The sequence below is a fragment of the Ruegeria sp. S84 genome (genome assembly GCF_056583445.1).
The window spans coordinates 1,170,787-1,195,508 of record NZ_CM152618.1 but is presented as its reverse complement, the minus strand read 5'-3'; the positions used below and the strand labels follow the sequence as shown (position 1 = coordinate 1,195,508).

Sequence of the window (24,722 nt, the reverse complement as noted above, 5' to 3'; positions counted from 1 at the left end):
GTGCAAGCCCCGCTTTCCCGCAAGTTCGCAACCCCGAGAGGCTTTGACGCAGCGCAAATACCTTGCGCACAGGGCGTCGTATAGTCATATCATCAGAAAAGAACATCTAACCCAAGAGGTCCCCAACCAATGACCACATTCGACGAACGTGAAGCCGCGTTTGAAAACAAATTCGCTCATGACGAAAAGATGCAGTTCATCGCTCGGATGCGCCGCAACCGATTTATGGCTGTATGGGCCTCGGCGCTGAAAGGCGAGACTGTGGAACAGGCGCGTAAATACGGGCAGGAACTGGTCCACACGGACCTGCAAAATGTCAGCGAAGACGATGTTGTCGAGGCGGTCAAAGGATACCTCGGTGATCTCGCCGATGAGGCTAAAATCCGCGAGAAGATGGTCGAACTTCTGGTCGAAGCCAAAGAGCAGGTGATGGCAGAAGCCGAGTCCTGATGCCTGAGCTGCAAAACTCATGATCTTCATGAGTTTTATGAATTTGATTTGACGCCCCGGTCGTGAGACACGGGGCGTCTCATATTTTGACGGGCTGTGGCCCCAATTTTGGAATACTCCAATGACAAACGCGCTCAGCAACCTTCTGGAAACCGTAGACGTCATTCTGGCGGATGGCGCAACCGGGACGAACCTGTTCAACATGGGCCTGCAATCAGGCGATGCGCCGGAATTGTGGAACGTCGATGCGCCTGACAAGATTCGTGCTCTGTATCAGGGCTCGGTCGATGCCGGCAGTGATCTGTTTTTGACAAACACATTTGGTGGAACAGCCGCGCGTTTGAAGTTACACGACGCCCAGAACCGCGTGGCCGAGCTGAACCGTACTGGCGCTGAACTGGGTCGCGAAGTCGCTGACAAGGCAGGTCGCCCGATCATCGTGGCCGGCTCTGTTGGCCCGACCGGCGAGATCATGGAACCTGTCGGCAGCCTTTCGCACGCCGAAGCCGTCGAGATGTTTCATGAACAGGCTGAAGCGCTAAAGGCTGGAGGCGCAGATGTTCTGTGGCTTGAGACCATAAGCGCGCCGGAAGAATTCCGGGCTGCGGCAGAAGCGTTCGCTCTGGCAGATATGCCGTGGTGCGGCACCATGAGTTTTGACACGGCTGGCCGCACAATGATGGGTGTTACATCTTCTGATCTGGCAATGATCGTGGAAACTCTGCCCAATCCTCCGGTTGCGTTCGGGGCGAATTGCGGCACTGGTGCCTCGGATATACTGCGGACGGTGCTTGGGTTCGCTGCCCAAGGAAACGAACGTCCACTGATTTCCAAGGGCAACGCAGGGATCCCAAAATATGTGGACGGTCATATCCATTATGATGGAACGCCTGAACTGATGGGCCAGTACGCCGCCATGGCGCGCGATGCAGGTGCAACGATCATTGGCGGTTGCTGTGGCACCATGCCTGCGCATTTGCGCAAAATGCGCGAGGCGTTAGACAACGGCCCGCGCGGCGAACGCCCGACCCTGGATCAGATCGTATCGGCACTTGGTCCGTTTACCTCAGCCTCAGATGGCACTGGGGACGAGGCCGTTCCCGAACGGCGCACTCGTCGCCGCCGCCGGGCCTGATCGAATGATCAGCGCCCTTCGAATTTCGCAGGGCGCTTTTCCAGAAAGGCTACGACGCCTTCGGCAAAGTCTCGGGTACGTCCGCATTCGCCCTGCAGGTGGGCTTCGGCCGCAAGTTGCTGAGGTAACGTTCTATCGTAAGTTCCCCGGATCGCTTGTTTGATCGCGCGAAACCCAGAGGTTGGGCCATTCGCCAAATACGCAGCTCTCTTGCGCCAATGAGCGTCGAACTCATCATCTGCAACCGCTTCCCAGATCAATCCCCATTCATCCGCCTGGCGCGCGCTGATCTTGTCTGCAAACAACGCTGCACCCATCGCTTTGGCAAACCCCATCTGACGCGGCATGAACCAGGTGCCGCCTGCATCAGGCAGCAGACCGATCCGAGCGAAAGCTTGCAGGAAATAGGCACTCTCGGTTGCTATCACCACATCGGCACAAAGTGCCAGGTTAGCCCCCGCCCCCGCTGCAGGCCCGTTAACAGCCGCTATTGTTGGCACGGGGCAATCATAGACAGCCTCAAGCATCGGTTCATATTCGTCCCGAAGCGCGCGTTCGAGGTCGATCTTTCCTGTGCTCGACGCGTCGCCAAGATCTTGCCCCGAACAAAAGGCAGGTCCAGCACCGGTCAGGACGATCGCGCGAGCGTGTTGCGCGGCATCTTTCATTGCGTAGGTGATCTCGGCCCGCATCTGCGTCGTCAACGCATTCATCTTATCCGGCCGGTTCAATGTCAAAACCGCCAAATTATCAGTAATGTCCAGAAGGACCGCTTCGTATTCCATGCAAAACCTCAGCTGCGCAGCGTTCTGCAAAACACTGACGCAAATGCGGAAAAAGGAAAAGAAGAACCGCGCGTCAGTCTTCCAGAATTCGGCGCAGACGCTCTTGTTCTTCCTCACTAAGGCCTTCTGAATGCGCTACTTCCTGATGCTGCGCACGCTTGCGCAAAAAGTTCCACCCCATGCCGGCCGCTATCAGCAGCATGACAGGAGCCGACAGCCATAACAACAGATTGGCGCCGGTCGCGGTAGGTTTCAGCAGCACATATTCGCCATAGCGATCAACGATGAAGTCCACAACCTCTTGATCAGTATCCCCCGCAACCAGACGTTCTCGCACCAAGAAACGCAGATCACGCGCAAGTTCGGCATTGCTTTCGTCAATGCTTTCGTTCCGGCACACCAAGCAGCGCAGACCGGTACTGATATCCCGTGCTCGTGTCTCGAGCGCCGGGTCGTCAAGCACTTCATCCGGCTGAATAGCCATGATCGGGGATGCAATCAGCAGCAGTATAACAAACAGGCGCTTCATTCGGCAGGAACCCCGCTTGCAGGCCTTTTCCGTGCACCGGCTGCAACACGGAAACGGCGATCCGACAGGCTGAGCACACCGCCCAGAGCCATGAGGATACATCCGCCCCAAATCCAGTTGGCCAGAGGTTTGATATAGGTTCGCATCACCCAGCCGCCATCAGCTTGTTGATCCCCGATCACAACATATAGATCGCGCAGAAAGCGGTAGTCGATTGCAGCCTCAGTTGTCGGCATCCGTGCCACAGGGTAGTCGCGCTTTTCCGGGTTAAGAGTCGCGATATAGCGCCCGTCCTTCTCAACAAGCACATCCGCCATGGTTGAGAAATAGTTCGGCCCCTGTACCTGACGCACATCTTGCAACGTCAACGTAAACTGCCCCACTTCAAAAGGCTGACCCGGTTGAGCGACACGAATATCCTCGACTTCCCAAGCGGTTAGGCCTGCGATGGCAAACATGGTGACGCCCAAACCACTATGGGCCACCGCCTTACCCCAGTCTGCGCCGGGCAGTCGAAACAGGCGTCCAAAACTGCCTTTGCGGCCAGTGCGGCTCCAAAGATCGACGATGGCGCCGAAGGTGATCCACGCCCCCAGGAACAAACCTACGGGTCCCAATGCGCTGCGTCCGGTCTGCATCACCCAGACCAGTATCGCGATCGTGACCGCCAGCACAAATGCATAGCGCAAAGACCACGCCGCCCGGCTTAGCTTGCCCCGCTTCCACGGCAGCATTGCGCCGACGGGAAGAACGATTCCGAGGGCGACCATGAATGGGGTAAATGCCGCATTGAAGAACGGCGCGCCCACCGAGAGTTTTCTATCGAACGCCATCTCGGCCACCATTGGCCACATTGTGCCAAAAAACACGACAAAGCAGCTAACTGCCAACAAGATGTTGTTCAGAACCAATGCACTTTCGCGGCTGACCATTCCGAAGACACCCTTCGCCTCCATCGCCTGCGCGCGTGCAGCAAACAGGGTCAACGCACCGCCGGTAAAGATGATCAGGATGAACAGGATAAATACGCCACGCTCAGGATCATTGGCAAAAGCATGGACCGAAGTCAGCAGCCCCGATCTCACGATAAAGGTCCCGATCAGAGAAAACCCAAACGCGATAATCGCAAGCAAGATCGTCCAGCTTTTCAACGACTCGCGTTTTTCCACCACGATGGAGGAATGCAATAGAGCGGCCGCCAGTAACCAAGGCATAAAGCTGGCGTTCTCAACAGGATCCCAGAACCAGAACCCGCCCCAGCCCAATTCGTAGTAGGCCCACCAGGATCCAAGCGCGATACCGATCGTCAGGAAGACCCAAGCCGCCAATGTCCAAGGCCGTACCCAACGCCCCCAAGCCGCGTCCACCCGGCCCTCGATCAATGCAGCAACGGCAAAACTGAACGCCATGCTGAGGCCGACATAGCCCAGATACAGGAATGGCGGATGGAAGGCCAAACCGGGGTCCTGCAGCAGCGGGTTCAGGTCCCGTCCATCGAATGGAGGAACAGGCAGTCGGTCAAACGGGTTCGATGTGAAGAGGATAAAGGCATAGAAAGCCACTCCGATCGCGGCCTGAACGGCCAGCACCCGCGCCTTTAAGGTCGGAGGCAAGCCAGCGCCGAATATGGCGGCCATCGCGCCGAATATCGCTACAATCAGGACCCATAACAGCATCGAACCTTCATGGTTTCCCCAGGTCCCGGTGATCTTGTAGAGCATCGGTTTTGCCGAATGGCTATTCTCGACCACGATCCGCAACGAGAAGTCAGACGTGGTAAACGCCCAGACCAGCGCACCAAAGGAAAAGGCGGCCAAAATGAACTGCGTGATGGCGGCCGGTTCAGCGAAAACCATCCACCCGTTCCAACGGTTGGCAGCCCCGATCAACGGCACCACAGTTTGGACGATGGCAACGAGGAAGGCTAAGATAAGTGCGAAATGGCCGAGTTCTGTAATCATGGCCTGCTTATACTGCGGCACCGGTGCAAGTGCCATTCACATTCGCCTCGGATCACCGCACATAATGTCGCGCCTCAGGTCTTTCGTAGTCGCTTCCAGTCCTCCAATGCAGGGTTCGAATCCGGCTGGTTGACTGCTTCGGCCAACGATGCGTCCGAGCCAGTATCGGCGACACCCGGACTGTCATCGCGCAACCCGCGGATCGTTTCACGATTGGCGATCACCTCAGGCGCCCTCAGCATTGTCGCGCTGATTTCTCTTTGAAAATCCTGCGCTTTGATCTGATGCCGCGCGCCAAAGTAAAACGACACGATCACCCCTAACAGCCACCACAGTGGCTCTGGCACCAGCGCAATTCCCTGCATACGTGCTGCGAACCACAGCGGATCGATCATGGCGGCCAGAAACAAACCCAATGTTCCCAAAGCCAGCGCCGGTCGCGGAAGGCGATTCAGCCCATCCATGAATCGATCAAACCTGGTTTTGCTTGGAGCTTGGAATTCAGTGCCGAATTGCGCCATGGCCGCACCGCGCAGTTCGACAGAACGCTCGGCACCGCTTTCTACATTTTCGCGAAACACTTCCGCAGTTTCGCGAACCACATTGCGACCTCCGCCAAACAAGAGCGCCAACAAACCCGAGATCAAACCCATCCTGAAACCCTTTTCTGAAACGCGTCCTCGCTAAGATGATACTTGGGCGATAAAAACTCTTCGGCACGCTTGATCCATCCGCCTTTGCCGCCCGCGCGAGTTCTGGCATATTTGCGAAGAGCGATCCGCCGGTCTGCTAAACGGAAGTAATAGTTTCGCCTTGCGACCCCATAGGCATCACGAAACACCAGAGGCTTTGGACTAGCCGCCTCCCGGCTAGCCTGCGCAGTCTGAGGGCCGATGACCCCGTCAACCGTAATGTCATACTCCATCTGCCGCAGCAGGTTCTGCAGGATTTTCACCGCTTGAGCTCCTGCATTGACGTACATGTCGAACACGGATGCCTGTACGGCTTCCGGCAGCACCTGAAGGCGAGGTTTCTCAAAATAGTGTTCCAGAAAAATATCGACGGCCTGCGCTTTGCTAAGCATGCGCACGTCTTGTTGCGTCACCGAACCATCTCGGTCCAGATCGAGACCCAATCTGCGCATGGTATGGATCGTCACCCCGTATTTCGTGGCACCGCCGGGATCATCGGGGTCATCCACAAAACCACCTTCCCGCGCCACGATCCCTTTTGCAATCTGTCGTGCCGTCAACATCGTCACCCCTATGCCAAACTTTGGCAAACGGTCGGACAATTTCGTTAACACCACTGCAAAACAAAGGGCGCTGCCTACCTTAGCACGCAACGCCCCGCTTCTTCTGTTTAGAAATTTTAACGCCAATGGCATTCAGCGATGCTGCATTCAGCTATCGCCTGATTCCTGATAAACGCCTTGCTCTTTTAATGCGTCCACAACCTCTTTGGGCATGTAGGTTTCATCGTGTTTCGCAAGGATTTCAGTGGCTTCAAAGATTCCATTCACATAACTTCCGGTGCCCACCATACCCTGATTTTCCGAGAACAGATCAGGCAGAACACCGGTAAAAGCGACCTTTACGCTTTCACCGCCGTCGGTCACGACGAAATGCACAGTCTCACCCTGCCCGCGAATGATCGAACCTTCTTCGACCAATCCACCGATACGGAACACCTCGGTCGGTTTCGGCGGTTCTGCAATCACCTGACTGGGTGAGCGGAAAAAGTTGATGCCATCACGCATCGCATATCCGATCAGACCCGTCGCCAGTATCAGGGCCGCAACAGCCACTAGAATGACTTGTACACGACGACGTTTCTTAAGCGTTTTCATACCGTCCTCACGGGAACAAGGGGGCCATCATCAGACCCAGGGTTTCATCCTCACCTAACATCAGGTTGGCGTTCTGCAAGGCTTGCCCACTGCTACCTTTTGTCAGGTTATCCAATGCTGCCACCACGATTGCACGGCGTTCGATCCGATCTCCAACGACACCGATATGGCAGAAGTTCGACCCCCGCACATGGTGGGTTGAGGGCGTCTCGCCAAATGGCAGCATCTCAATGAAGGGCTCGGCTTCATAGGCCGATTGAAGTGTCTCATACACGCTCTGCGGGTCGCCCTTTACATAGGTTGTGGCCAGAATACCCCGGTTGGCCGGGATCAGGTGCGGTGTGAACTGCACATGCACCGTCCGTCCAGCCAGTTCCGAAAACTCCTGATCAAACTCGCCCAGATGCCGGTGCGTCCCGCCAACGGCATATGCGTTCGCCCCTTCACTGAGTTCTGCGTGCAATAGATTCTCTTTCAGCGCCCGACCTGCGCCCGAGACCGCGCATTTCAGGTCCAGAATGATGTCATCCAGATCAATCACACCCGCCGAAATCAGCGGACGCAGCACATACTGACCCGTCGCGGCATTGCATCCGGTCCCGGCAACCAGCCGAGCGCCGCGGATTTCGTCACGGTAGAACTCGGTCAGACCATAAACCGCCTCTTCCTGATGCCCAAGCGCGGCATGTGAATTCCCATACCACTTCTTGTATTCGTCGCCATCGCGAAGTCGAAAATCTGCTGACAGGTCAACAATTTTCAAGGTGTTGGGCAGTTCGCGAATGACTTCCTGACTAGTCTTGTGCGGCAGAGCGCAGAAACACAGGTCGATTTGGCTAAAGTCGATCTCGGAAATCTTGCAAAGCACCGGCAAATCCATATGGCGCAGATGCGGAAATACCTGCGCCATTGTCTGTCCAGCCTTCCGCTCGGCGGCCAGAGATTTGATTTCCATACTCGGATGCCCGGCGATCAGCCGCACGAGTTCCGCGCCGGTGTAACCAGAAGCGCCAAGAATTGCGATTTTGTGGGTCATGTCAGACCTCTTTCATTCATGTGTCACATGGGGTGACCGCCGCTGTGACGGTCAACGAATTACGGAATCGGAAAAGCGCCGTCCTTGACCTAGGTCAGGCGGCTTCAAAGGTGATTTGTCGTCGGAGGAACTGAGTCGCGCGATCCGTCACAACGCCCGGCTTACCCGTTGTCAGGAAGCCATCAGTGCCCTCACCCAGCATATTCGGATGCCGTTGCAAGTAGTCTGCAAGGCTTTCCGCAACCAGATCACCCTGGCTATAGACTTTCACATCCGGTCCGAGCGCCTGCTGAAACGTCTCTGCCATCAGCGGGTAATGCGTACAGCCCAGAATGGCTGCTTGCGGTTCCGGCATCTTGCGCTTCAGAGCATCCACATGGCTGCGTACCAAAGCCTCGGCCAAGATCATGTCGCCCTCTTCGATGGCGTCCACAACCCCGCCGCAGGCTTGCGCCTCGACATCAACCCCTATCGCCCGAAACGCCAGCTCCCGCTGAAACGCACGGCTCGACACTGTCGCGGGCGTCGCAAACAGCGCAACATGCTGCACCTGAACCTCACGCGGTGGAGAGTTGTCGCCCCATTGCCGTTCAGTCAGCGCCTCAATCAAAGGCACAAATACGCCCAGTACACGCTTTCCTTCTGGCACGCCCGCTTCTTGCATCCGACGCAGGGCGGCGGCGCTTGCGGTATTGCAGGCCAGAATCACCAGATTGCAGCCGCGAGCCCAAAGGTCCTGCACAGCGTTTCGTGTCAGGTTAAAGATATCCTCGGCATCGCGCACACCATAAGGCGCATGCGCGCTGTCCGCGAAATAAAGAAAATCAACGTCGGGCAGACGTTTCTGCGCGGCGTTCAGGACGGTCAAACCACCCAATCCGGAATCAAAGATACCTACTGCCATTTGCCCCTTCAGGCGCGATGCCGTTCCTCGAATTCATAGCCATAGTCATAAGACTTCAATGGCTCTGGAGACAGCTCATACGTGGCTTTGCGCAGGAAATCCATCATCTTGCGCGTATCCTTGCCCAGCGGGTCCAGAATGTCGCGCCCAATGGGGTCTCCTACAACCACGCGGACGGGGGTATCGACACGTTTCTTGAACTCTTTGATCAGCAACCCCATCCGCAGAGTGTTGTGCAGATGGCTGGCAATCTGGAACAAACGCGAGGTGTGACCATCGAAGAAAACCGGCACAACGGTCGCATTGGATTTGGCAACCATCCGCGCTGTAAATCCGCGCCACCCTGGATCCATCGGATGAGAAAATGGCTTGGCCGCAGTGCTGACTGTGCCACCCGGGAAGATCCCGATTGCACCACCATCGCTTAGGTAGTTCAGAGCGGTTTTGCGGGTCGCAAGATTCAGCTTCATCGCATCTTTTGTGGCATCAAACGAAATTGGCAGCACGATGCTGTTCAGGTCTTCAGCTTTGCGAAAAACATGATTGGCGAGAATGCGAAAGTCTGTCCGAGTCTGAGACAGGATGTTTCCCATCATTAGCCCGTCTAGAATGCCATAAGGATGGTTCGCAATCAGGATCAATGGCCCATCTTTTGGGATGTTCGACAACGCACCGCCCACCACGTCTAATGTCAGCCCATATCGATCCACCATTACGGACCAAAAATCACGCCCCTGTGCGACCTCCTGCTCATACCCCTCAGCGCGGCGGATAAGACGCAGACGACCGGTCGTGTTTTCCATCAGCTTAATCACTATACGCCCGCTCCGCGTTTCTGCGGAATGGGCGTAAGAGATGTCACGAGCGACGTGATGGCGCGAGGGCATTGGCTACTCCGGTTTGCTGCCGCTTAGATAAGGCCGGGTAGCCATTTTGCATAGGTTTGATGACAAGCTTGTAAAGCCTCACTCTGCCGCAGCTTTCATCTGAGGCCCGCCATCGCGAATAACAGCCAACAATTCCTCGCGGCGTTTCGCAGCCTTGGCTTCATTCGCGACCAAAACCGGACCGAAACCACGAATGTCCAATGGCAGAGCCGCAAGGGCCGCGATCGCATCACTGGTTTCGGGTGTCAGGCTGGGCAAAACCTCTTTCATGTCCTTTTCATACTGGCGGATCAGAGCACGCTCCATTTTGCGCTCTGTCGTGTAGCCAAAGATATCCAGCGGAGTGCCGCGCAAACCTTTCAGCTTGGCTAGAACCTTCAACGGACCAAGAAACCACTCTCCGAACGCTTTCTTGGCCGGGCGTCCGTTGTCGCCCTTCGTCCCCAGGGTTGGCGGCGCAAGATGGAAGGTCATCTTAAAGTCACCATCAAACTCGGCCTCCGCCTTCTTGCGACTGTCGAGCAGCAATCGGGCGACTTCATATTCATCCTTATATGACAAAAGCTTATGGTAGCCTTTGGCAATAGCCTCACGAACGTGTTGATCTTCGACGCTGTCGACCAGCTTGCGATAACGTTTCGCCAACCGCTTGTTCTGATAGTCGATCAGGTGCGCAGCGCGGAAATCGATCACTTGATCGAGGGTCTTTGGCAACTCTGCCACGTTGGGGTGCAAAATATTGGCCACGTCGTCGGGGTGGGTCACCGCCCAGCGACCAACTTCAAAGGCGCGTTTGTTGCGCTCGACCGCCGCACCGTTCAACTCAATAGCACCCATTATCGCTTGGTGACTGATCGGTAGCAGACCACGCTGCCAGGCTGCGCCAAAGACCATCATATTGGAATAGATCGAGTCGCCCATCACGGCTCGCGCCAGATCGGTGGCATCGAAAAGGGCCACCCCATCTTTCAACCGCGCCTGCAGCGCAAGCTGCAATTGATCGCTGGGGATTGTGAATTCTGTATCGCGCGTGAAGTCACCGGTGATAATCTCATGACTGTTCACAACGGCGCCGGTCTGGCCGGTTTGCGTGAGGCCAAGCGTCTTGGCTCCTGCCGATACCACCAGATCACCGCCAATCAGCGCATGCGCCTCGCCAGTGGCAACACGAATCGCGCTGATATCATCGGGCCGGTTGGCCAGACGGCAATGGATATGTACGGCGCCGCCCTTCTGTGCGAGGCCGGCCATTTCCATCATACCGGCACCCTTGCCGTCGATTTGTGCGGCTTGCGCCAGAACCGCCCCGATGGTGACAACGCCTGTGCCACCAACGCCGGTGATCACGACATTATGGGTGCCGTTAATCTGTGGCAAAACGGGGTCCGGTAGGTCGGGCAAGTCGAGGTCGGTCGTCGCCTCTTTGCGGATTTTCGCCCCTTCAACGGTTACAAAAGACGGGCAGAACCCGTTCAAGCAGGAAAAATCCTTGTTGCAGCTTGACTGATCAATCGCACGCTTGCGGCCAAGTTCGGTCTCTTTCGGTACGATGGAAACACAGTTCGACTGAACGCCGCAATCTCCGCAACCCTCACAGATATCAGTATTTATGAACACTCGCTTATCGAGGTCGGGGAACGTGCCGCGCTTGCGTCTCCTGCGCTTTTCAGCTGCGCAGGTCTGGACATAAACAATGACCGATACGCCCTCGATTTCGCGGAATTTTTCCTGAACCTGCATCAGTTTTGAACGCTCGAACGTCTCAACGCCCGAAGGCAACGCACCAAAATTCACATCTTCTTTTTCGTCGTAAACGACAGCAACGTTGCTGACTCCCATCGCGCGGACCTCGGCGACGATGCGTTCGGCACTTAGCCCACCTTCGTTCTCCTGACCTCCGGTCATCGCAACGGCGTCGTTATAGAGGATCTTAAAGGTGATATTTGTGCCCGCAGCCAGTGCCGCCCGGATCGCCTGCACGCCGGAATGGTTATAGGTGCCATCGCCGAGGTTTTGGAAAACATGTTGTGTGGTCGAAAACGGAGCCTCGCCAATCCAGTTCGCCCCTTCGCCGCCCATCTGGGTGAAACCGGTGGTTTCGCGATCCATCCACTGCACCATGTAGTGACAGCCAATCCCGGCATAGGCTCGGCTGCCATCAGGCAGCTTGGTTGAACTGTTATGCGGACATCCTGAACAAAAGTATGGTAAACGCGCCGCGATTTCCTGCGCATTGTCAGCCCGGCGCGCTTCGGACAGCGCCTCCAGTCCGGCACGAACGCCATCTGTATCCCGCCCCTCTTCGATCAGGATCTCACCCAGCTTCTCGGCAATCATGATCGGGTCGAGCGCTCCTCGGGTCGGAAACAGTTCTTCGCGGTGCAGCGTCCCCGCGCCGCCTTTGTACCAGCCATAAACACGGCGCCCACGACGGTCGTCAAAGATCGCCTCTTTGACCTGAACTTCGATCAGCTTGCGCTTTTCCTCGACGATCACGATCAGGTCCAGCCCCTCAGCCCAATCGTGGAAGCCCTTCATATCCAAAGGGAAAGTTTGACCGATCTTATAGGTGGTAATGCCTAGCCGTTCGGCCTCATCCGCGTTGATGTTCAGCAGCGACATGGCATGAGTCAGATCAAGCCAGTTCTTACCCGCCGCCACAAACCCAATCTTGGCGCCCGGTTTCCCCCAGATCCTCTTGTCTAGCTTGTTGGCGTGCGAAAAGACCTCTGCCGCAAAGCGCTTGTGGTCGATTACGCGCGCTTCCTGCAGATGCGGCGTATCACCCAGTCGAATATTCAGCCCACCCTCTGGCATATCGAATTGAGGGGTGACCAGCTGCATTCGGTCAGGGCGGCCATCTACGACGGAAGTCACTTCGATCGTGTCTTTCATCGTTTTCAGCCCGACCCAGACCCCGGCGAAGCGGCTGAGCGCAAATCCATAGATGCCATAGTCCAGGATTTCTTGCACACCTGCCGGGCTGACCACGGGCATATACATGTCCACCAGTGACCATTCCGACTGATGTAAAACGGTCGAGCTTTCACCCGTGTGATCATCGCCCATGGCCATCAATACACCGCCATGTTGCGCCGTGCCCGCCATATTGGCATGGCGCATCACATCACCGGATCGATCTACGCCCGGCCCCTTGCCATACCAGAGCCCAAAAACACCATCGAATTTTCCGTCGCCACGCAGCCCCGCCTGTTGGCTGCCCCACAATGCGGTTGCAGCCAGATCTTCGTTCAATCCGAATTGAAAGGTGACATCCTTTTCGGCAAGTTGCTTTTCTGCACGAGACATCTGAAGGTCTACAGCCCCAAGCGGAGACCCCCGATAGCCTGTGACCAGACCTGCTGTGTTCAATCCCGCCGCAGTGTCTCGTACTTTTTGCATCAGCATCAAACGCACCAGTGCCTGCGTGCCGTTCAGAAGAACCGGGCTTTTGGACAGGTCGAACCGGTCGTTGAGTGAAATTTTCGGCTGACTCATCTGACGTCTCCCCTCGTCGGATTAGTGTGCTTTATTCTCGTGCATATTAGGTCATAAATACTGACCTGTATAGTGATTTTACTCTATTCCGTAACGATTTCCGGGTTTCATTGTGGAATTTGTTACCTGTTTCATATAGGGCTGCGCGAGGATAACGAAAGTTGCGGCGATGGATTGGGACAAGCTCAGAATATTTCACGCGGTTGCAGACGCTGGCAGCCTCACACACGCGGGAGACAAGCTCAATTTATCTCAATCCGCGGTGAGCCGTCAGATCCGCGCGCTTGAAGAATCACTCGATGCAACCTTGTTCCACCGCCATGCACGCGGCCTGATTCTGACAGAACAAGGCGAATTGTTGTTCGATGCTACGACAGCTATGCTGAAACGTCTGGATGCCGCTGCAGCGCGTATCCGGGATAGTGAAGATGAGGTATTTGGCGTACTGAGGGTGACCACCACCTTCGGGTTCGGCACGCTGTGGCTCGCCCCGCGCTTACCGAAGCTCTATGAACAGTATCCCGACCTCAATATCGACCTCATGCTTGAAGAACGGGTATTGGATCTGCCAATGCGTGAAGCCGATGTGGCCATCCGCATGAAAGAGCCCAGCCAGGCCGATCTCGTGCGCAAACGTCTGATGACTGTGCAGATGCTGCTCTATGCAACGCGCAGCTATTTGGATGCTCATGGTGGGGCGCCTGAAACGCTGGAAGACATTTCCAAGCACCGATTGATCTGCCAAACGCCTGCAGCTCCTCAGGTTGGGGCAAGCGCGTCGATGGTTCGTCACCTTATGACATACAATCCCGGCTCGTTGCTAACCGTGAACAACTATTTCGGCGTTCTTCAGGGCGTGCTGCATGATCTGGGTATCGGAGTACTTCCTGATTATGTGACAGAGGACTTCCCGGATCTGGTCCCCGTCATGTCAGACATCGAAAGTGCTGATGTGCCGGTTTACCTCGCCTACCCCGAAGAATTGCGTCATTCCAAACGGATAGCGGCATTCCGGGACTTTGTGCAGGATGAGATAATCGCCCATCGCAAACAGCTAAGGCAATTGGGCAAGCTATAGCCATGCACTCAGAGCATAGCGGGCATGACGCCGGGGTCTGCTAATAGACCTTGATCGTTAATAAACTGATCCCTAAATGAGCACATGAAGGCGGTGATGCTGAAACGCTCATCATCTTCATACCTCCCTGTTGGACTACGGCCGAGCTTAGTGCTCGGCCTTTTTTTTGCGCGAGGCTGATGCAATTCAGTGGAAAGCACTGGGAAAATCCAACGCGTAGGCCTATGATCCCGAAAAAACACCTAAATTTCGTGTTCGAGGGCTAATTCATGTTCCACTCATTCCGCCTATTGTTGGCGATGATTTCAGTCTTGTTCCTGGCCGTGCCACTTCATGCACAAGACACAAGCACAACCGCTACAGTTGAAATTCCCGAAGATTTGACGCCAGAACAGGTTGATGATCTGGTTGCGCGCATGTCTGACGACCAAGTACGGGCGATCCTTCTGGAACGCCTTGACGCTGTCGCCGAAAAGCAAGCGGCGGAAAAGGAAGGTCAGGAAGACCCGCTGACCGAGCTCAATGAGATCTGGGCAGAAATGGTCGCATCCTGGACACATGTTCTGACCACAGTTCCCAATATCATCAGTGCGCAAATCACTGCATTTAGCAATTTCTCTGACAAATTGGGGGGCGCTGGTGTTCTGACGCTAATGGGGCTGGTGCTCTCGGTCCTGATAGTCGGCTTCATTGCTGAGAAGCTATTCATTTTCCTGACCCGCCGCTGGCATGAGGCAACCGAGCCCTCGGGTGACGCTGATCTCAGAGGCGCTGTGAACTACCTGTTCCGCCGATTTTGCCGCGAAATTGCAGGGCTTATCGTATTCTACGTCGTCATTCGGGCGATTGGCCGAGGATTGCTGAGCCCCGAGCAGATCATCTATGCAGCCCCATTTGTATTCTACCTAATCTGGGTGCCGCGTCTGGGGGCAGCAGTCTCGCGCTTTGTTCTTGCGCCGCAAAAGCCACAATTCCGATTGGTAAACATTGACGACCACTGGGCAAAATACCTGCATCGCAACCTGATCGGTCTGCTGATCCTGATCGGCTTTACCTTGTTCGTACTAAGGTTCAATGCGCTGAACGGGGTTACCGGCGATCAGACGCGCATCGGTTTCTGGCTGAACGCAGCAATCCACGTCTATATTGGCATAATCGCCTGGACAGCGCGCGAAGGTTTGTCACAGATGATGCTGGGTACCGACCCGGACCACACCAAGTTCGACGAAGAAGTCGCGCGGTATTACCCGTATTTTGCAATCGGCGTTTCTGTCGTGATTTGGCTGCTGGTCGAGTTCCTGGTGGCACAACGCAACCCGGCGCTGATCCGCGTGCTGTCCGGTGGAGCGCATTTCACAACCATGTTCTGGCTGTTGATTGCACCTGCACTTGATACATTGATACGTGGTTTGGTGCGTCACCTGCAGCCGCCAATGTCGGGCGAAGGGCCATTAGCAGAACGCGCCTATCGATCGGCCAAGCGCAGCTATATTCGCATCGGTCGGGTGATTGCTGGCCTCTTCGTCGTCTTCATGATTTCCCGTGTTTGGCAGCTAGATCTGCGCCATGTTGCGTCCGCAGGAATCGGTGCCGAAGTTGGCGGCGCAATCATCGAGTTCCTGCTGATCATCGCTGTCGGCTACATCCTGAACGAGATCGTCTCGCTGTGGATTAACCGTCGTCTGGCCAAGGAACAGACAGCGGCCGAGGAGCTGGATGAAGAAGCCGGCGGAGAAGGTGGCGGCGCAGGTGGTTCGCGTCTGGCGACCGTCCTGCCCTTGTTGCGGATTACCGCACAAGTCACCATCTCGGTGATCTTCGGCCTACTGGCCCTGAGCGCCTTGGGCATCAACATCACGCCGCTGCTGGCTGGTGCTGGTGTTTTGGGTCTGGCCATCGGCTTTGGTGCGCAGAAACTGGTGGCCGATATCGTAGGCGGCATCTTCTTCCTGATCGATGACGCCTTCCGCGTCGGCGAATATGTCGATGTCGGCGGGACCATGGGAACGGTCGAGAAAATTTCGATCCGCTCAATGCAGCTTCGCCACCATCGTGGTCCAGTCCACACTATACCTTATGGCGAGATTCAAAAGCTCACCAACTTCAGCCGTGACTGGGTGATCATGAAGTTGAAATTTACTGTGCCGTTCGACACCGACCCCAACAAGGTCAAGAAGATCTTCAAGAAGATCGGTGCCGAGATGATGCAGGACGAGGTTCACAAAGATGGCTTCCTGCAACCCTTCAAATCTCAGGGTGTGTTCGACTTCGACGATGTCGGTATGATCATCCGAGGCAAGTTCATGGCCAAGCCCGGTAAGCAATTCACATTGCGTAAGGAAATCTTTAACCGTGTGAAGGCCGAATTCAACGCAAATGGTATCGACTTCGCCCGCCGCGAGGTGCGCGTCGCCATCCCGGGGTTGGATGAGGCTGAGAACATAACTGAAGAACAAAAAGCTGCCGCCGGCGCAGCCGCCGCAGATGCGGTCAACAAAGGGCAAAACCCCGCCTGACACTTAGGCTTCGACACGTTTCAGCCGCTGGCTGAACCAAATCAGCACGCCTCTGAAATCGGAACCGGTCTTATGGCCGGTTCCGTTTTTTATTGCACGATGACCCCTGTGCGGGTTTGGCTCTTTCCTCAAGCGGCCCATTGCCCTAAAAGGCCCGCAATCTCGGCCCACTTGGACACAGGACAGAAGATGCAAGAGCCCGCCATCACACCCGATCTGATTGCCGCACATGGGCTCAAGCCCGAGGAATACGACATGATCCTTGAGATCATCGGGCGTGAGCCGACCTTTACCGAGCTTGGCATCTTTTCAGCGATGTGGAACGAGCATTGTTCTTATAAGTCATCCAAGAAATGGTTGCGCACCCTTCCAACCTCTGGCCCTCAGGTTATCTGCGGCCCAGGCGAGAATGCGGGTGTCGTCGATATCGGCGACGGTCAGGCCGTGGTGTTCAAGATGGAAAGCCACAACCACCCCTCGTATATCGAACCCTATCAGGGCGCGGCGACCGGCGTGGGCGGCATCCTGCGGGATGTTTTTACCATGGGCGCACGGCCCATCGCCTCGATGAACGCACTGTCCTTTGGCGAGCCAGGCCACCATAAGACGCGCCAATTGGTGAACGGAGTGGTCGAGGGTATTGGCGGCTACGGCAACTGCTTCGGTGTGCCTTGCGTGGGTGGCGAAGTTCGGTTCCACCCGGCCTATAACGGCAACTGCCTTGTGAACGCGTTTGCCGCTGGTCTGGCTGACAGTGACAAGATTTTCTACTCGGCCGCTTCGGGCGTTGGGATGCCCGTCGTCTATCTGGGCGCAAAAACCGGTCGTGACGGTGTGGGCGGAGCAACCATGGCATCGGCCGAATTCGATGACACCATCGAAGAAAAACGCCCCACCGTTCAGGTCGGCGACCCCTTCACCGAAAAGCGCCTGATGGAAGCAACGCTGGAACTGATGCAGACCGGTGCCGTGATCTCGATCCAGGACATGGGCGCAGCGGGCCTGACCTGTTCTGCCGTGGAAATGGGCGATAAGGGCGGCCTTGGCGTGCGCCTTGATCTGGAAAACGTACCTCAGCGCGAAGAGAACATGACAGCCTATGAAATGATGCTGTCGGAATCTCAGGAACGGATGCTGATGGTCCTCAAACCTGAGCTTGAGGCCGAGGCCCGCGCCGTGTTCGAAAAATGGGACCTCGATTTTGCCATCGTAGGCGAAACCATTGCCGAAGACCGTTTCCTGATCATGCACAATGGTGAGATCAAAGCCGATCTGGTCCTGTCTAAACTGTCCTCGACCGCGCCTGAATACGACCGCCCGTGGGAACCGACCCCTGTGTCCGCGCCACTGGAAGACGTACCACAGATCGATCCGATCGACGGTCTGCGCGCCCTGCTCTCTTCACCCAATTACGCAGGCAAACAATGGGTCTATGAGCAATACGACACCATGGTCATGGCGGATTCAACTCGCACGCCGGGTCTGGGCGCTGGCATGGTCCGCGTACATGGCACTGACAAGGTGCTAGCCTTTACCAGCGACGTAACCCCGCGCTATGTCCGTGCAAACCCGGTGGAAGGCGGCAAACAAGCGGTGGCCGAGGCCTATCGCAACCTGACCGCCGTGGGGGCCAAACCACTTGCCACCACAGACAACCTGAACTTCGGGAACCCCGAAAAGCCCGAGATCATGGGTCAGTTCGTCGGCGCGATCCAAGGTATCGGTGCCGCCGTTGGTGCGCTGGATATGCCCATCGTGTCGGGCAACGTCTCGCTTTATAACGAGACTGACGGCCAGGCGATCCTGCCAACCCCCACCATTGGCGCGGTTGGTCTTCTTGCTCATAGCGACGAGATCATCGGAAACGAGGTTCGGGATGGCCATGTTGCGCTGGTCATCGGCGAAACCAACGGCCATATGGGTCAGTCCGCCCTGCTGGCCGAGGTATTCAACCGCGAGGACGGAGACGCGCCGCATGTTGATCTGGCTGCAGAGGCGCGCAACGGGGAATTCATCCGCGCCAATCGCGAGATGATCAAAGCATGTACTGATCTTAGCGATGGCGGCCTTGCACTGGCAGCGTTTGAACTTGCTGAAGCTGCAGGCGTAGGGGTTTGCCTGGATGATGCGTCGTCCGAGTTCCTATTCGGCGAAGACCAGGCCCGTTATCTTGTGGCGTGCAACTTCGATCAAGCCGAGGCGCTGATGATCGCTGCCGGTCAGGCCGGTGTCCCGCTGGTCTCGGTTGGCCGGTTTACCGGTGACAGCGTGAAGATCGGCAATTCCGAAGCTCCTTTGGCAGAACTGACCGAGACCTTCCGCCAGAGCTTTGCCGCCGCGGTCGCCTGATCAATCGTCTCTTCCGAATTCCAGAATTCCCGCGTCTTCCATAGGCGCGGGATTCGCGTATCTGAAAAATGCTCGACATCTTGCACGCCCGCTCCCATCACTCTACATCTTGGGAAAGACCTACAGGAGTGAACCTACATGCCGATGAGCGCCCACGAGATTGAAACCCTGCTGCGCGAAAGCTTTCCCAATGCGGAAATTCAGGTTGGTGGCAGCGATGGCGTGCACATGTCCGCCATGGTCGTGGACGAAAGCTTTCGCGGCAAAAACCGCGTTCAGCAACAGCGTGCGGTTTACGCCGCGCTGAAAGGCAAGATGGATGGATCTGATGGGGAATTGCACGCGCTGGCGTTGACGACGAAGGTACCTGAATGACACAGAACTACTTTCAAAAAAGCGCCTAAGTGGCTTTGAAAAGATGAGTGGCTGGCCCTTTTGGATATCTCTTCTTGGTGCATTGATAGTTGTCGCCGCCCTCATCGAAGCCTATGTCAAACGCAACAGAAAACGAAAACTGTCGGATATGCGCCCTGACCCCGATACGCTTAGCAAGGTTGGGGGAATTGAACGATACGGGCTTGATCCGGTGACGCTTGCACAAGCAGAACACCGGCGGCTTGAAGAAGAAGGATGGGCACCTGAACTGCCCGATAACCGAACGACCGCCGCGCAAGCGGATGAAAAGGAAAAGCAAGATGAGCGACGTTAAGACCCAGATCGACGAAACCGTCAAAGCCAACGATGTGGTGCTTTACATGAAAGGCACCAAAGAGATGCCGCAGTGCGGGTTCTCATCCCGGGTGGCCGGTGTTCTGAATTACATGGGTGTCGAATACACCGATGTGAACGTTCTGGCTGACGAAGCTGTGCGCCAGGGCATCAAGGACTACTCCGACTGGCCAACCGTGCCTCAGCTTTATGTCAAAGGCGAGTTTGTCGGCGGTTGCGACATTATCACTGAAATGACGCTTTCGGGTGAGCTAGACACACTGTTCGATGAAAACAGTGTGGGCTACAACAAAGACGCAGCGGACAAAATCCGCGAAGCAAACGCGTAAGCTATCGGCTGCTACAGTCCTTGAACAATACGAGTTCCGGGGCTGTGTCGCCTTCGGCCTGATGGCTGATCGTGGCATCCCACCCCTTGGAGCGCAGGGTGTATGTCCCTGCCCCTCCGACGGATTCATACCGGATGCCCGAGCCGCTTGGAACCTGTTTCATGGGGATCAACTGATCATCGATCATCATCGCAGCCGCCCCATCGCCATTTGAGGCGTTAAAGTAGGACACCGGCACTTGCGTGTTGTTCTCACAGGTAAACGTCACGGACAGAATGTCGATATCGGCCTTTGCCATCGTGCCAGTCAGCGAGACGACGGCCGCGCAAAAGGCCATTCGGGCGATCGGCATTAGGCCGTCCTTTCTTCAATGACTGCCGCCAGGGCTTCGGCGCGCGCCGCCATTTCAGCCAGCGTATCCGTGACAGATGGCGGCACTACCGCGACCTCGATCCGTTCAGGTTCCGGCTGCGGTTGGCTGCGGAGCCGCTTCAATTCGGTCTCCAATTCAACCAGCTTGGCCTCGGCCAGTTTCATGCGATCTTCATGCGCGGCTGCCTTGTCTGCCAACATGAGTCCCGCCATCAGCAGCATCCGCGATTCCGGCATACGTCCGATCTGGTCCGACAAAACCTGAGCCTCATCATCCAGCAGTCTGGCTGCCGCTTGCAGAAACGGTTCTTCACCGTCCTGGCACGAGACATCAAAGCCACGGCCACCGATATGAATGGTTACTTCGGGCATTATTCCACCTCTCCCTCGGCCAGATTGGCATGACTTAGCAATGGCTCAAGCCGAGCCAGGACCGCATGCGCTTCGGCTGCGTCCGACGCGCGCGCGGCACGTATGGCTTCTAATTCGGCTGTCGTGGCCCGGTTCAGCATGTCAGCATCCGTGACACCGTCCTCTGCGGCGGCGCGTAATTCATCGACAGCGCTTCGGAGCTGATCGTTTGCATTGCGAAGCCGTTGCAAATCATCATCCAACCGGGACATCGCGGCCCCATGGCTAGCCCGTTCCGCGCGCAGCATCTCAAGCTCGGCATTGAGTTCGGTTAACCGCTCGCTATCGACCAGTTCAGCCCGCAGACGCGCCAATTCGGCCTCCATCTCTTCCGCGCGATCCGCGATTGGGGTCAGTTTCTCGACCTGCGCGCGCAACGTATTGGCCTCTTCTGCGGTGCCCTGATGTGATCGCAGATTCTCAATCTCTGCCTTCAAGCCCTCGACTTCGTCCGTGTTTTCAAGCGCAGCCTTGGCATCCGCCAACTCGGCCCGCGCGGCCTCAACCGTGGCGAGCTGAGAAGTCGCCTCGGCCAATTGCGCACGCAGCGCATCCACTTCCGAACTCGGTGCCGGTTGCGCACGCAGCGCGTCTATCTCTTGCGCGTGTCTCTCTTTGATCGTTTTCAGCCGTTCCTCAAGCTGGGCATTGGCCACCCGCTCTTCTTCAAGCGCCGTTCGCAGCGACGTATCATCACCGGCTGCGGATCCAGCATCGTGCAAGGCCTCGACACCATTACCGATCCGCTCCATCGCGGTGATAATACGGCGTTGTAGTTCTTCGATCTGACTCATGCCTGTGTCACCTCTTTATCAAGGTTCGTTCTGATATTCGCCTACCCGAATCAAAAGCGGCGGCGCTCAGCCCTAGTCTAACGGAATGCGACAGAAAATACCCACTGTTTGGTTTCAACCACTTGCACACCGCTCTTGAAGCGCCAATTCGGCGTGCCACGCGGTTCTGCTTGCACTTTGACAATCGGATGGTATTCAGCGCCCATCTGCCCGTAAACCAAAGGAACTACGCCCGTGGACCTGACTGCGCTGCGCAATGCCAACCCCGAACACTGGGACAAGGCTGCGGCCATCCGCACCCTGACCCTCGACGCTGTCGCCGCCGCCAATTCCGGCCATTCCGGTATGCCGATGGGCATGGCCGATGTTGCGACCGTATTGTTCGAAAAGCACCTCAAATTCGACGCCACTGCCCCGAACTGGCCGGACCGCGATCGGTTCATCCTATCGGCGGGTCACGGTTCGATGCTGGTCTATTCGCTGCTGTATCTCACCGGTCATGGCGATGTTACGCTGGAAGAGATCAAGAACTTCCGTCAATTGGGCGCCAAAACTGCCGGGCACCCTGAAAACTTCCTGATCCATGGTGTCGAAACCACTACCGGACCTTTGGGTCAGGGCATTTCGAATGCCGTTGGCTTTGCGATGGCCGAAGAAATTCAGCGTGCGCATTATGGCAAGAAGATCGTTGATCACTATACCTACGTGATTGCGGGCGACGGCTGCCTGATGGAAGGCGTCAGCCAAGAGGCGATCACTTTGGCCGGTCGCCACGAGCTGAGCAAGCTGATCGTCTTCTGGGATAACAACAACATCACCATCGACGGCACAGTAGACATCGCCGACCGCACCGATCAGGTGCGCCGTTTTGCGGCCTCGGGCTGGCATGTGCTTGAGATTGACGGCCACGACCCCAAGGCCATCGATGCGGCCATCGTGCAGGCGAAGAAGTCGAACAAACCGACGATGATTGCTTGTGAAAGCCACATTGCACTGGGTCACGCGGCGCAGGACACTTCAAAAGGCCATGGCGCTCTGACCGATCAGGATCAGTTGAACGCCGCCAAAGAAGCATATGACTGGCCGCATGATGCGTTCGTCATCCCTGCTGAGGTCAAAGCCGCTTGGGAGGCCATTGGTGCACGTGGCAAAGCCGAGCGCGCAGCGTGGGAGGAGCGTTTTGCGCAAGTCTCCGAACGTAAACAAGCCGAATTCAACCGCGCCTATGCGTTTGAGGCACCAAAGAAGCTGGCCGGCGCCATCCGGTCGTTCAAGAAACAGATGTCGGAAGACCAGCCAAAGCTGGCCACACGCGCCTCTTCAGAGAAGGTGTTGAATGTCGTTAACCCGATCATGCCCGAAACCATTGGCGGCTCGGCTGACCTGACTGGATCGAACAACACCAAATCGGCTGATATGGGCGTGTTCCTTCCGGAAAACCGCAAGGGTCGGTATATCCATTACGGCATTCGTGAACACGGTATGGCCGCTGCTATGAACGGTATGGCGCTGCATGGTGGCATTCGCCCGTATGGCGGTACGTTCATGGCCTTCACCGACTATGCGCGACCCTCGATGCGTTTGGCTGCACTTATGAAGATCCCGACGGTGTTCGTGATGACCCACGACTCGATTGGTCTGGGCGAAGACGGTCCGACGCACCAACCGGTGGAACATCTGGCGATCTCACGCGCGACGCCGAACACTTATGTGTTCCGCCCAGCCGATACGATTGAGACCGCCGAAGCCTGGGAATTGGCGCTGACCTTAAAGGACAGCCCCTCGGTTTTGTCGCTGACCCGTCAAGGCGTGCCAACTGTTCGGACCCAGCACAAAGCCAAAAACCTGACCGCGCAAGGCGCTTATGTATTGGCTGACGCAGAAAACAAGCGTCAGGCGATTCTGATTGCCACAGGTTCCGAGGTTTCGCTGGCGATGGAAGCTAAAGCAATACTTGAGGCCGAAGGCATCGGCACTCGGGTCGTTTCCATGCCCTGTATGGAGCTGTTTGCCGAACAAGACGAAGCCTACCGCAAGCGCGTATTGCCTGCGGGAGCCGTCCGCGTCGGTATCGAGGCTGCGGTTCGCGCCGGAGGCTGGGACCGTTGGCTTCTGGGCGAGCGTGGTCGCGAGGCCAAGGCTGGGTTCATCGGCATGTCCAGCTTTGGTGCGTCGGCACCCGCCGGAGAGCTCTACAAGCATTTTGGCATCACGACCGAGGCAACAGTCGCCAAGGTCAAAGAACTGCTGGGTTGAACCTACCCAAATTAGTCAAAAGGCCTCGGTGAAAACCGGGGCCTTTTTTGTTAGACGAAAATTATTACTGACTGCATACCATCGACAATTAGATCACCATCGGTGTTCCACATCCGCATGACCTGAGAGCTGTAGCCGTCATGTCCAGCTGTCAATCGATGTTCCATCAACCACCATCCATCGCGAGTATGAATATCCTCGGATAGCACGTTGAAAATCCAGTTCATTGACGAGTTGTTTCCCGGCTTCTTCAATGTCGGGAATATGGCCGGTGGCAATAGGTCCGCAATTGCGATCAACCCTTCGATCCTATCGCGCATATCGGCATCATTATGGCGCGCCCAAACCTTCACATAGCCACGCTCTGCACCAGCAAATGGTCGCGCCCCGTCGATCAACCGAACGTCGAAGTTCTCAAGAAATGCGATGGGAAGTTTTGGCAAATCTGGCGGGAAATAGTGTTCGGTGATCTCTGGCTGTATCTCTGCCTTAGCCGGATGTTCGAACGCCACATGGCTGTCCTGTGCCTTGCCAAACGTAAATGTCCCAAGCGCGGCTGTATTCCCCTCAATCCTTGCTCGTGTATTGATCGTTGTGACATTCCGCCCATTGCGAAGCACCTCGGTTTCGATCAGCGGAGGTGAACCGATGGGCGCGGTAAAATTGATCAGGGCCGAGCGTAATGGCGGCAGAACATCGACCGCATTTCTCGCAGCAGCCAGCAGCAAGGCAGACGAGAAGCCGCCATATGTTGTGCGGCCTTGCATCCAGTTTGGCGGCACCGGAAACTGCAGCATCCCGTTCAACCGATCTGAACTGGCAAGGACTTGGGAAAGGCTGAGTTTAGTCATCGA

At 56.3% G+C, this 24,722-nt stretch carries 23 protein-coding genes; 9 read left to right on the top strand and 14 right to left on the bottom strand.

Annotated features, from left to right (window positions below; genetic code table 11):
• Positions 1-129 precede the first annotated feature (129 nt).
• Together AC1DFB_RS06015 and bmt are read left to right on the top strand one after the other, a co-directional pair.
• Positions 130-450, top strand: a complete 321-nt coding sequence (locus AC1DFB_RS06015; protein WP_170393165.1) for a DUF1476 domain-containing protein — start codon at positions 130-132, stop codon at positions 448-450.
• A 121-nt stretch (positions 451-571) separates the two neighbouring features.
• A complete protein-coding gene (bmt, locus tag AC1DFB_RS06010; protein ID WP_170510072.1) occupies positions 572-1,585 on the top strand; it encodes a betaine--homocysteine S-methyltransferase in 1,014 nt (337 codons plus the stop codon).
• Positions 1,586-1,593: 8 nt separating this feature from the next.
• Here bmt and AC1DFB_RS06005 read toward each other — a convergent pair whose 3' ends face one another.
• The 10 genes from AC1DFB_RS06005 to AC1DFB_RS05960 all read right to left on the bottom strand — a co-directional run bounded on the left by AC1DFB_RS06005 (position 1,594) and on the right by AC1DFB_RS05960 (position 13,034).
• The gene (locus AC1DFB_RS06005) at positions 1,594-2,370 is read right to left on the bottom strand and encodes an enoyl-CoA hydratase-related protein (RefSeq protein WP_170393167.1); all 777 of its coding nucleotides are present in this window, start codon (positions 2,368-2,370) and stop codon (positions 1,594-1,596) included.
• A 73-nt stretch (positions 2,371-2,443) separates the two neighbouring features.
• Positions 2,444-2,899: a cytochrome c-type biogenesis protein gene (locus tag AC1DFB_RS06000; RefSeq protein WP_480922327.1), complete on the bottom strand. Its 456-nt coding sequence runs from the start codon at positions 2,897-2,899 to the stop codon at positions 2,444-2,446.
• Positions 2,896-4,860, bottom strand: coding sequence for a heme lyase CcmF/NrfE family subunit (locus AC1DFB_RS05995; RefSeq protein ID WP_480922591.1), 1,965 nt, complete (start codon positions 4,858-4,860; stop codon positions 2,896-2,898). Before AC1DFB_RS05995 ends, AC1DFB_RS06000 begins: the two co-directional genes overlap by 4 nt.
• Before the next feature lie 74 nt (positions 4,861-4,934).
• On the bottom strand, positions 4,935-5,513 hold the full coding sequence (locus AC1DFB_RS05990; RefSeq protein ID WP_480922326.1) for a holin family protein: 579 nt from the start codon (positions 5,511-5,513) through the stop codon (positions 4,935-4,937).
• Positions 5,504-6,115 carry a holin-associated N-acetylmuramidase gene (locus AC1DFB_RS05985; RefSeq protein WP_480922325.1) on the bottom strand — a complete coding sequence of 204 codons (612 nt, stop codon included), beginning with the start codon at positions 6,113-6,115 and terminating at the stop codon, positions 5,504-5,506. Before AC1DFB_RS05985 ends, AC1DFB_RS05990 begins: the two co-directional genes overlap by 10 nt.
• Before the next feature lie 147 nt (positions 6,116-6,262).
• Positions 6,263-6,709 (bottom strand): cytochrome c maturation protein CcmE, encoded by a 447-nt coding sequence (gene ccmE, locus AC1DFB_RS05980; RefSeq protein WP_480922324.1) that lies wholly within the window; start codon positions 6,707-6,709, stop codon positions 6,263-6,265.
• Between the two features lie 7 nt (positions 6,710-6,716).
• Positions 6,717-7,745, bottom strand: coding sequence for an N-acetyl-gamma-glutamyl-phosphate reductase (gene argC, locus AC1DFB_RS05975; RefSeq protein ID WP_170610496.1), 1,029 nt, complete (start codon positions 7,743-7,745; stop codon positions 6,717-6,719).
• 94 nt (positions 7,746-7,839) lie between these two features.
• Positions 7,840-8,649, bottom strand: coding sequence for a glutamate racemase (murI, locus tag AC1DFB_RS05970; RefSeq protein WP_480922323.1), 810 nt, complete (start codon positions 8,647-8,649; stop codon positions 7,840-7,842).
• Between the two features lie 8 nt (positions 8,650-8,657).
• Positions 8,658-9,536 (bottom strand): lysophospholipid acyltransferase family protein, encoded by an 879-nt coding sequence (locus AC1DFB_RS05965; RefSeq protein ID WP_170405553.1) that lies wholly within the window; start codon positions 9,534-9,536, stop codon positions 8,658-8,660.
• Between the two features lie 78 nt (positions 9,537-9,614).
• A complete protein-coding gene (locus tag AC1DFB_RS05960) occupies positions 9,615-13,034 on the bottom strand; it encodes an indolepyruvate ferredoxin oxidoreductase family protein (RefSeq protein WP_480922322.1) in 3,420 nt (1,139 codons plus the stop codon).
• A 169-nt stretch (positions 13,035-13,203) separates the two neighbouring features.
• On the opposite strand from AC1DFB_RS05960, the gene AC1DFB_RS05955 reads away from it, so the two are divergent.
• From AC1DFB_RS05955 to grxD, 6 genes are all read left to right on the top strand, one after another.
• The gene (locus tag AC1DFB_RS05955) at positions 13,204-14,112 is read left to right on the top strand and encodes a LysR family transcriptional regulator (protein ID WP_170393176.1); all 909 of its coding nucleotides are present in this window, start codon (positions 13,204-13,206) and stop codon (positions 14,110-14,112) included.
• Between the two features lie 269 nt (positions 14,113-14,381).
• Positions 14,382-16,628 (top strand): mechanosensitive ion channel family protein, encoded by a 2,247-nt coding sequence (locus AC1DFB_RS05950; RefSeq protein WP_170393177.1) that lies wholly within the window; start codon positions 14,382-14,384, stop codon positions 16,626-16,628.
• Positions 16,629-16,817: 189 nt separating this feature from the next.
• Positions 16,818-18,977, top strand: a complete 2,160-nt coding sequence (gene purL / locus AC1DFB_RS05945) for a phosphoribosylformylglycinamidine synthase subunit PurL (RefSeq protein WP_480922321.1) — start codon at positions 16,818-16,820, stop codon at positions 18,975-18,977.
• A gap of 138 nt (positions 18,978-19,115) precedes the next feature.
• A complete protein-coding gene (locus AC1DFB_RS05940) occupies positions 19,116-19,352 on the top strand; it encodes a BolA/IbaG family iron-sulfur metabolism protein (protein WP_170393179.1) in 237 nt (78 codons plus the stop codon).
• Positions 19,353-19,395: 43 nt separating this feature from the next.
• Complete coding sequence (locus AC1DFB_RS05935; RefSeq protein ID WP_170393180.1) at positions 19,396-19,686, top strand: hypothetical protein; 291 nt, start codon at positions 19,396-19,398, stop codon at positions 19,684-19,686.
• Positions 19,673-20,035, top strand: coding sequence for a Grx4 family monothiol glutaredoxin (gene grxD, locus AC1DFB_RS05930; RefSeq protein ID WP_170393181.1), 363 nt, complete (start codon positions 19,673-19,675; stop codon positions 20,033-20,035). Before AC1DFB_RS05935 ends, grxD begins: the two co-directional genes overlap by 14 nt.
• A 1-nt stretch (position 20,036) precedes the next feature.
• On the opposite strand, the gene AC1DFB_RS05925 is transcribed toward grxD, so the two are convergent.
• From AC1DFB_RS05925 to AC1DFB_RS05915, 3 genes are read right to left on the bottom strand one after another with little or no spacing between them, the layout of a single operon-like run.
• Positions 20,037-20,387, bottom strand: a complete 351-nt coding sequence (locus AC1DFB_RS05925; protein WP_170405544.1) for an MliC family protein — start codon at positions 20,385-20,387, stop codon at positions 20,037-20,039.
• Entirely contained in the window at positions 20,387-20,779 is a 393-nt protein-coding gene (locus AC1DFB_RS05920; RefSeq protein ID WP_170393183.1) for a cell division protein ZapA, read from the bottom strand. The genes AC1DFB_RS05925 and AC1DFB_RS05920 overlap by 1 nt, the downstream gene beginning before the upstream one ends.
• Positions 20,779-21,612 carry a hypothetical protein gene (locus tag AC1DFB_RS05915; protein ID WP_480922320.1) on the bottom strand — a complete coding sequence of 278 codons (834 nt, stop codon included), beginning with the start codon at positions 21,610-21,612 and terminating at the stop codon, positions 20,779-20,781. The genes AC1DFB_RS05920 and AC1DFB_RS05915 overlap by 1 nt, the downstream gene beginning before the upstream one ends.
• Positions 21,613-21,846: 234 nt before the next feature.
• Here AC1DFB_RS05915 and tkt point away from each other — a divergent pair, with 234 nt between their 5' ends.
• Positions 21,847-23,868 (top strand): transketolase, encoded by a 2,022-nt coding sequence (tkt, locus tag AC1DFB_RS05910; RefSeq protein ID WP_480922319.1) that lies wholly within the window; start codon positions 21,847-21,849, stop codon positions 23,866-23,868.
• A gap of 50 nt (positions 23,869-23,918) precedes the next feature.
• On the opposite strand, the gene AC1DFB_RS05905 is transcribed toward tkt, so the two are convergent.
• Positions 23,919-24,719, bottom strand: a complete 801-nt coding sequence (locus AC1DFB_RS05905) for a thioesterase family protein (protein ID WP_480922318.1) — start codon at positions 24,717-24,719, stop codon at positions 23,919-23,921.
• Positions 24,720-24,722 lie beyond the last annotated feature (3 nt).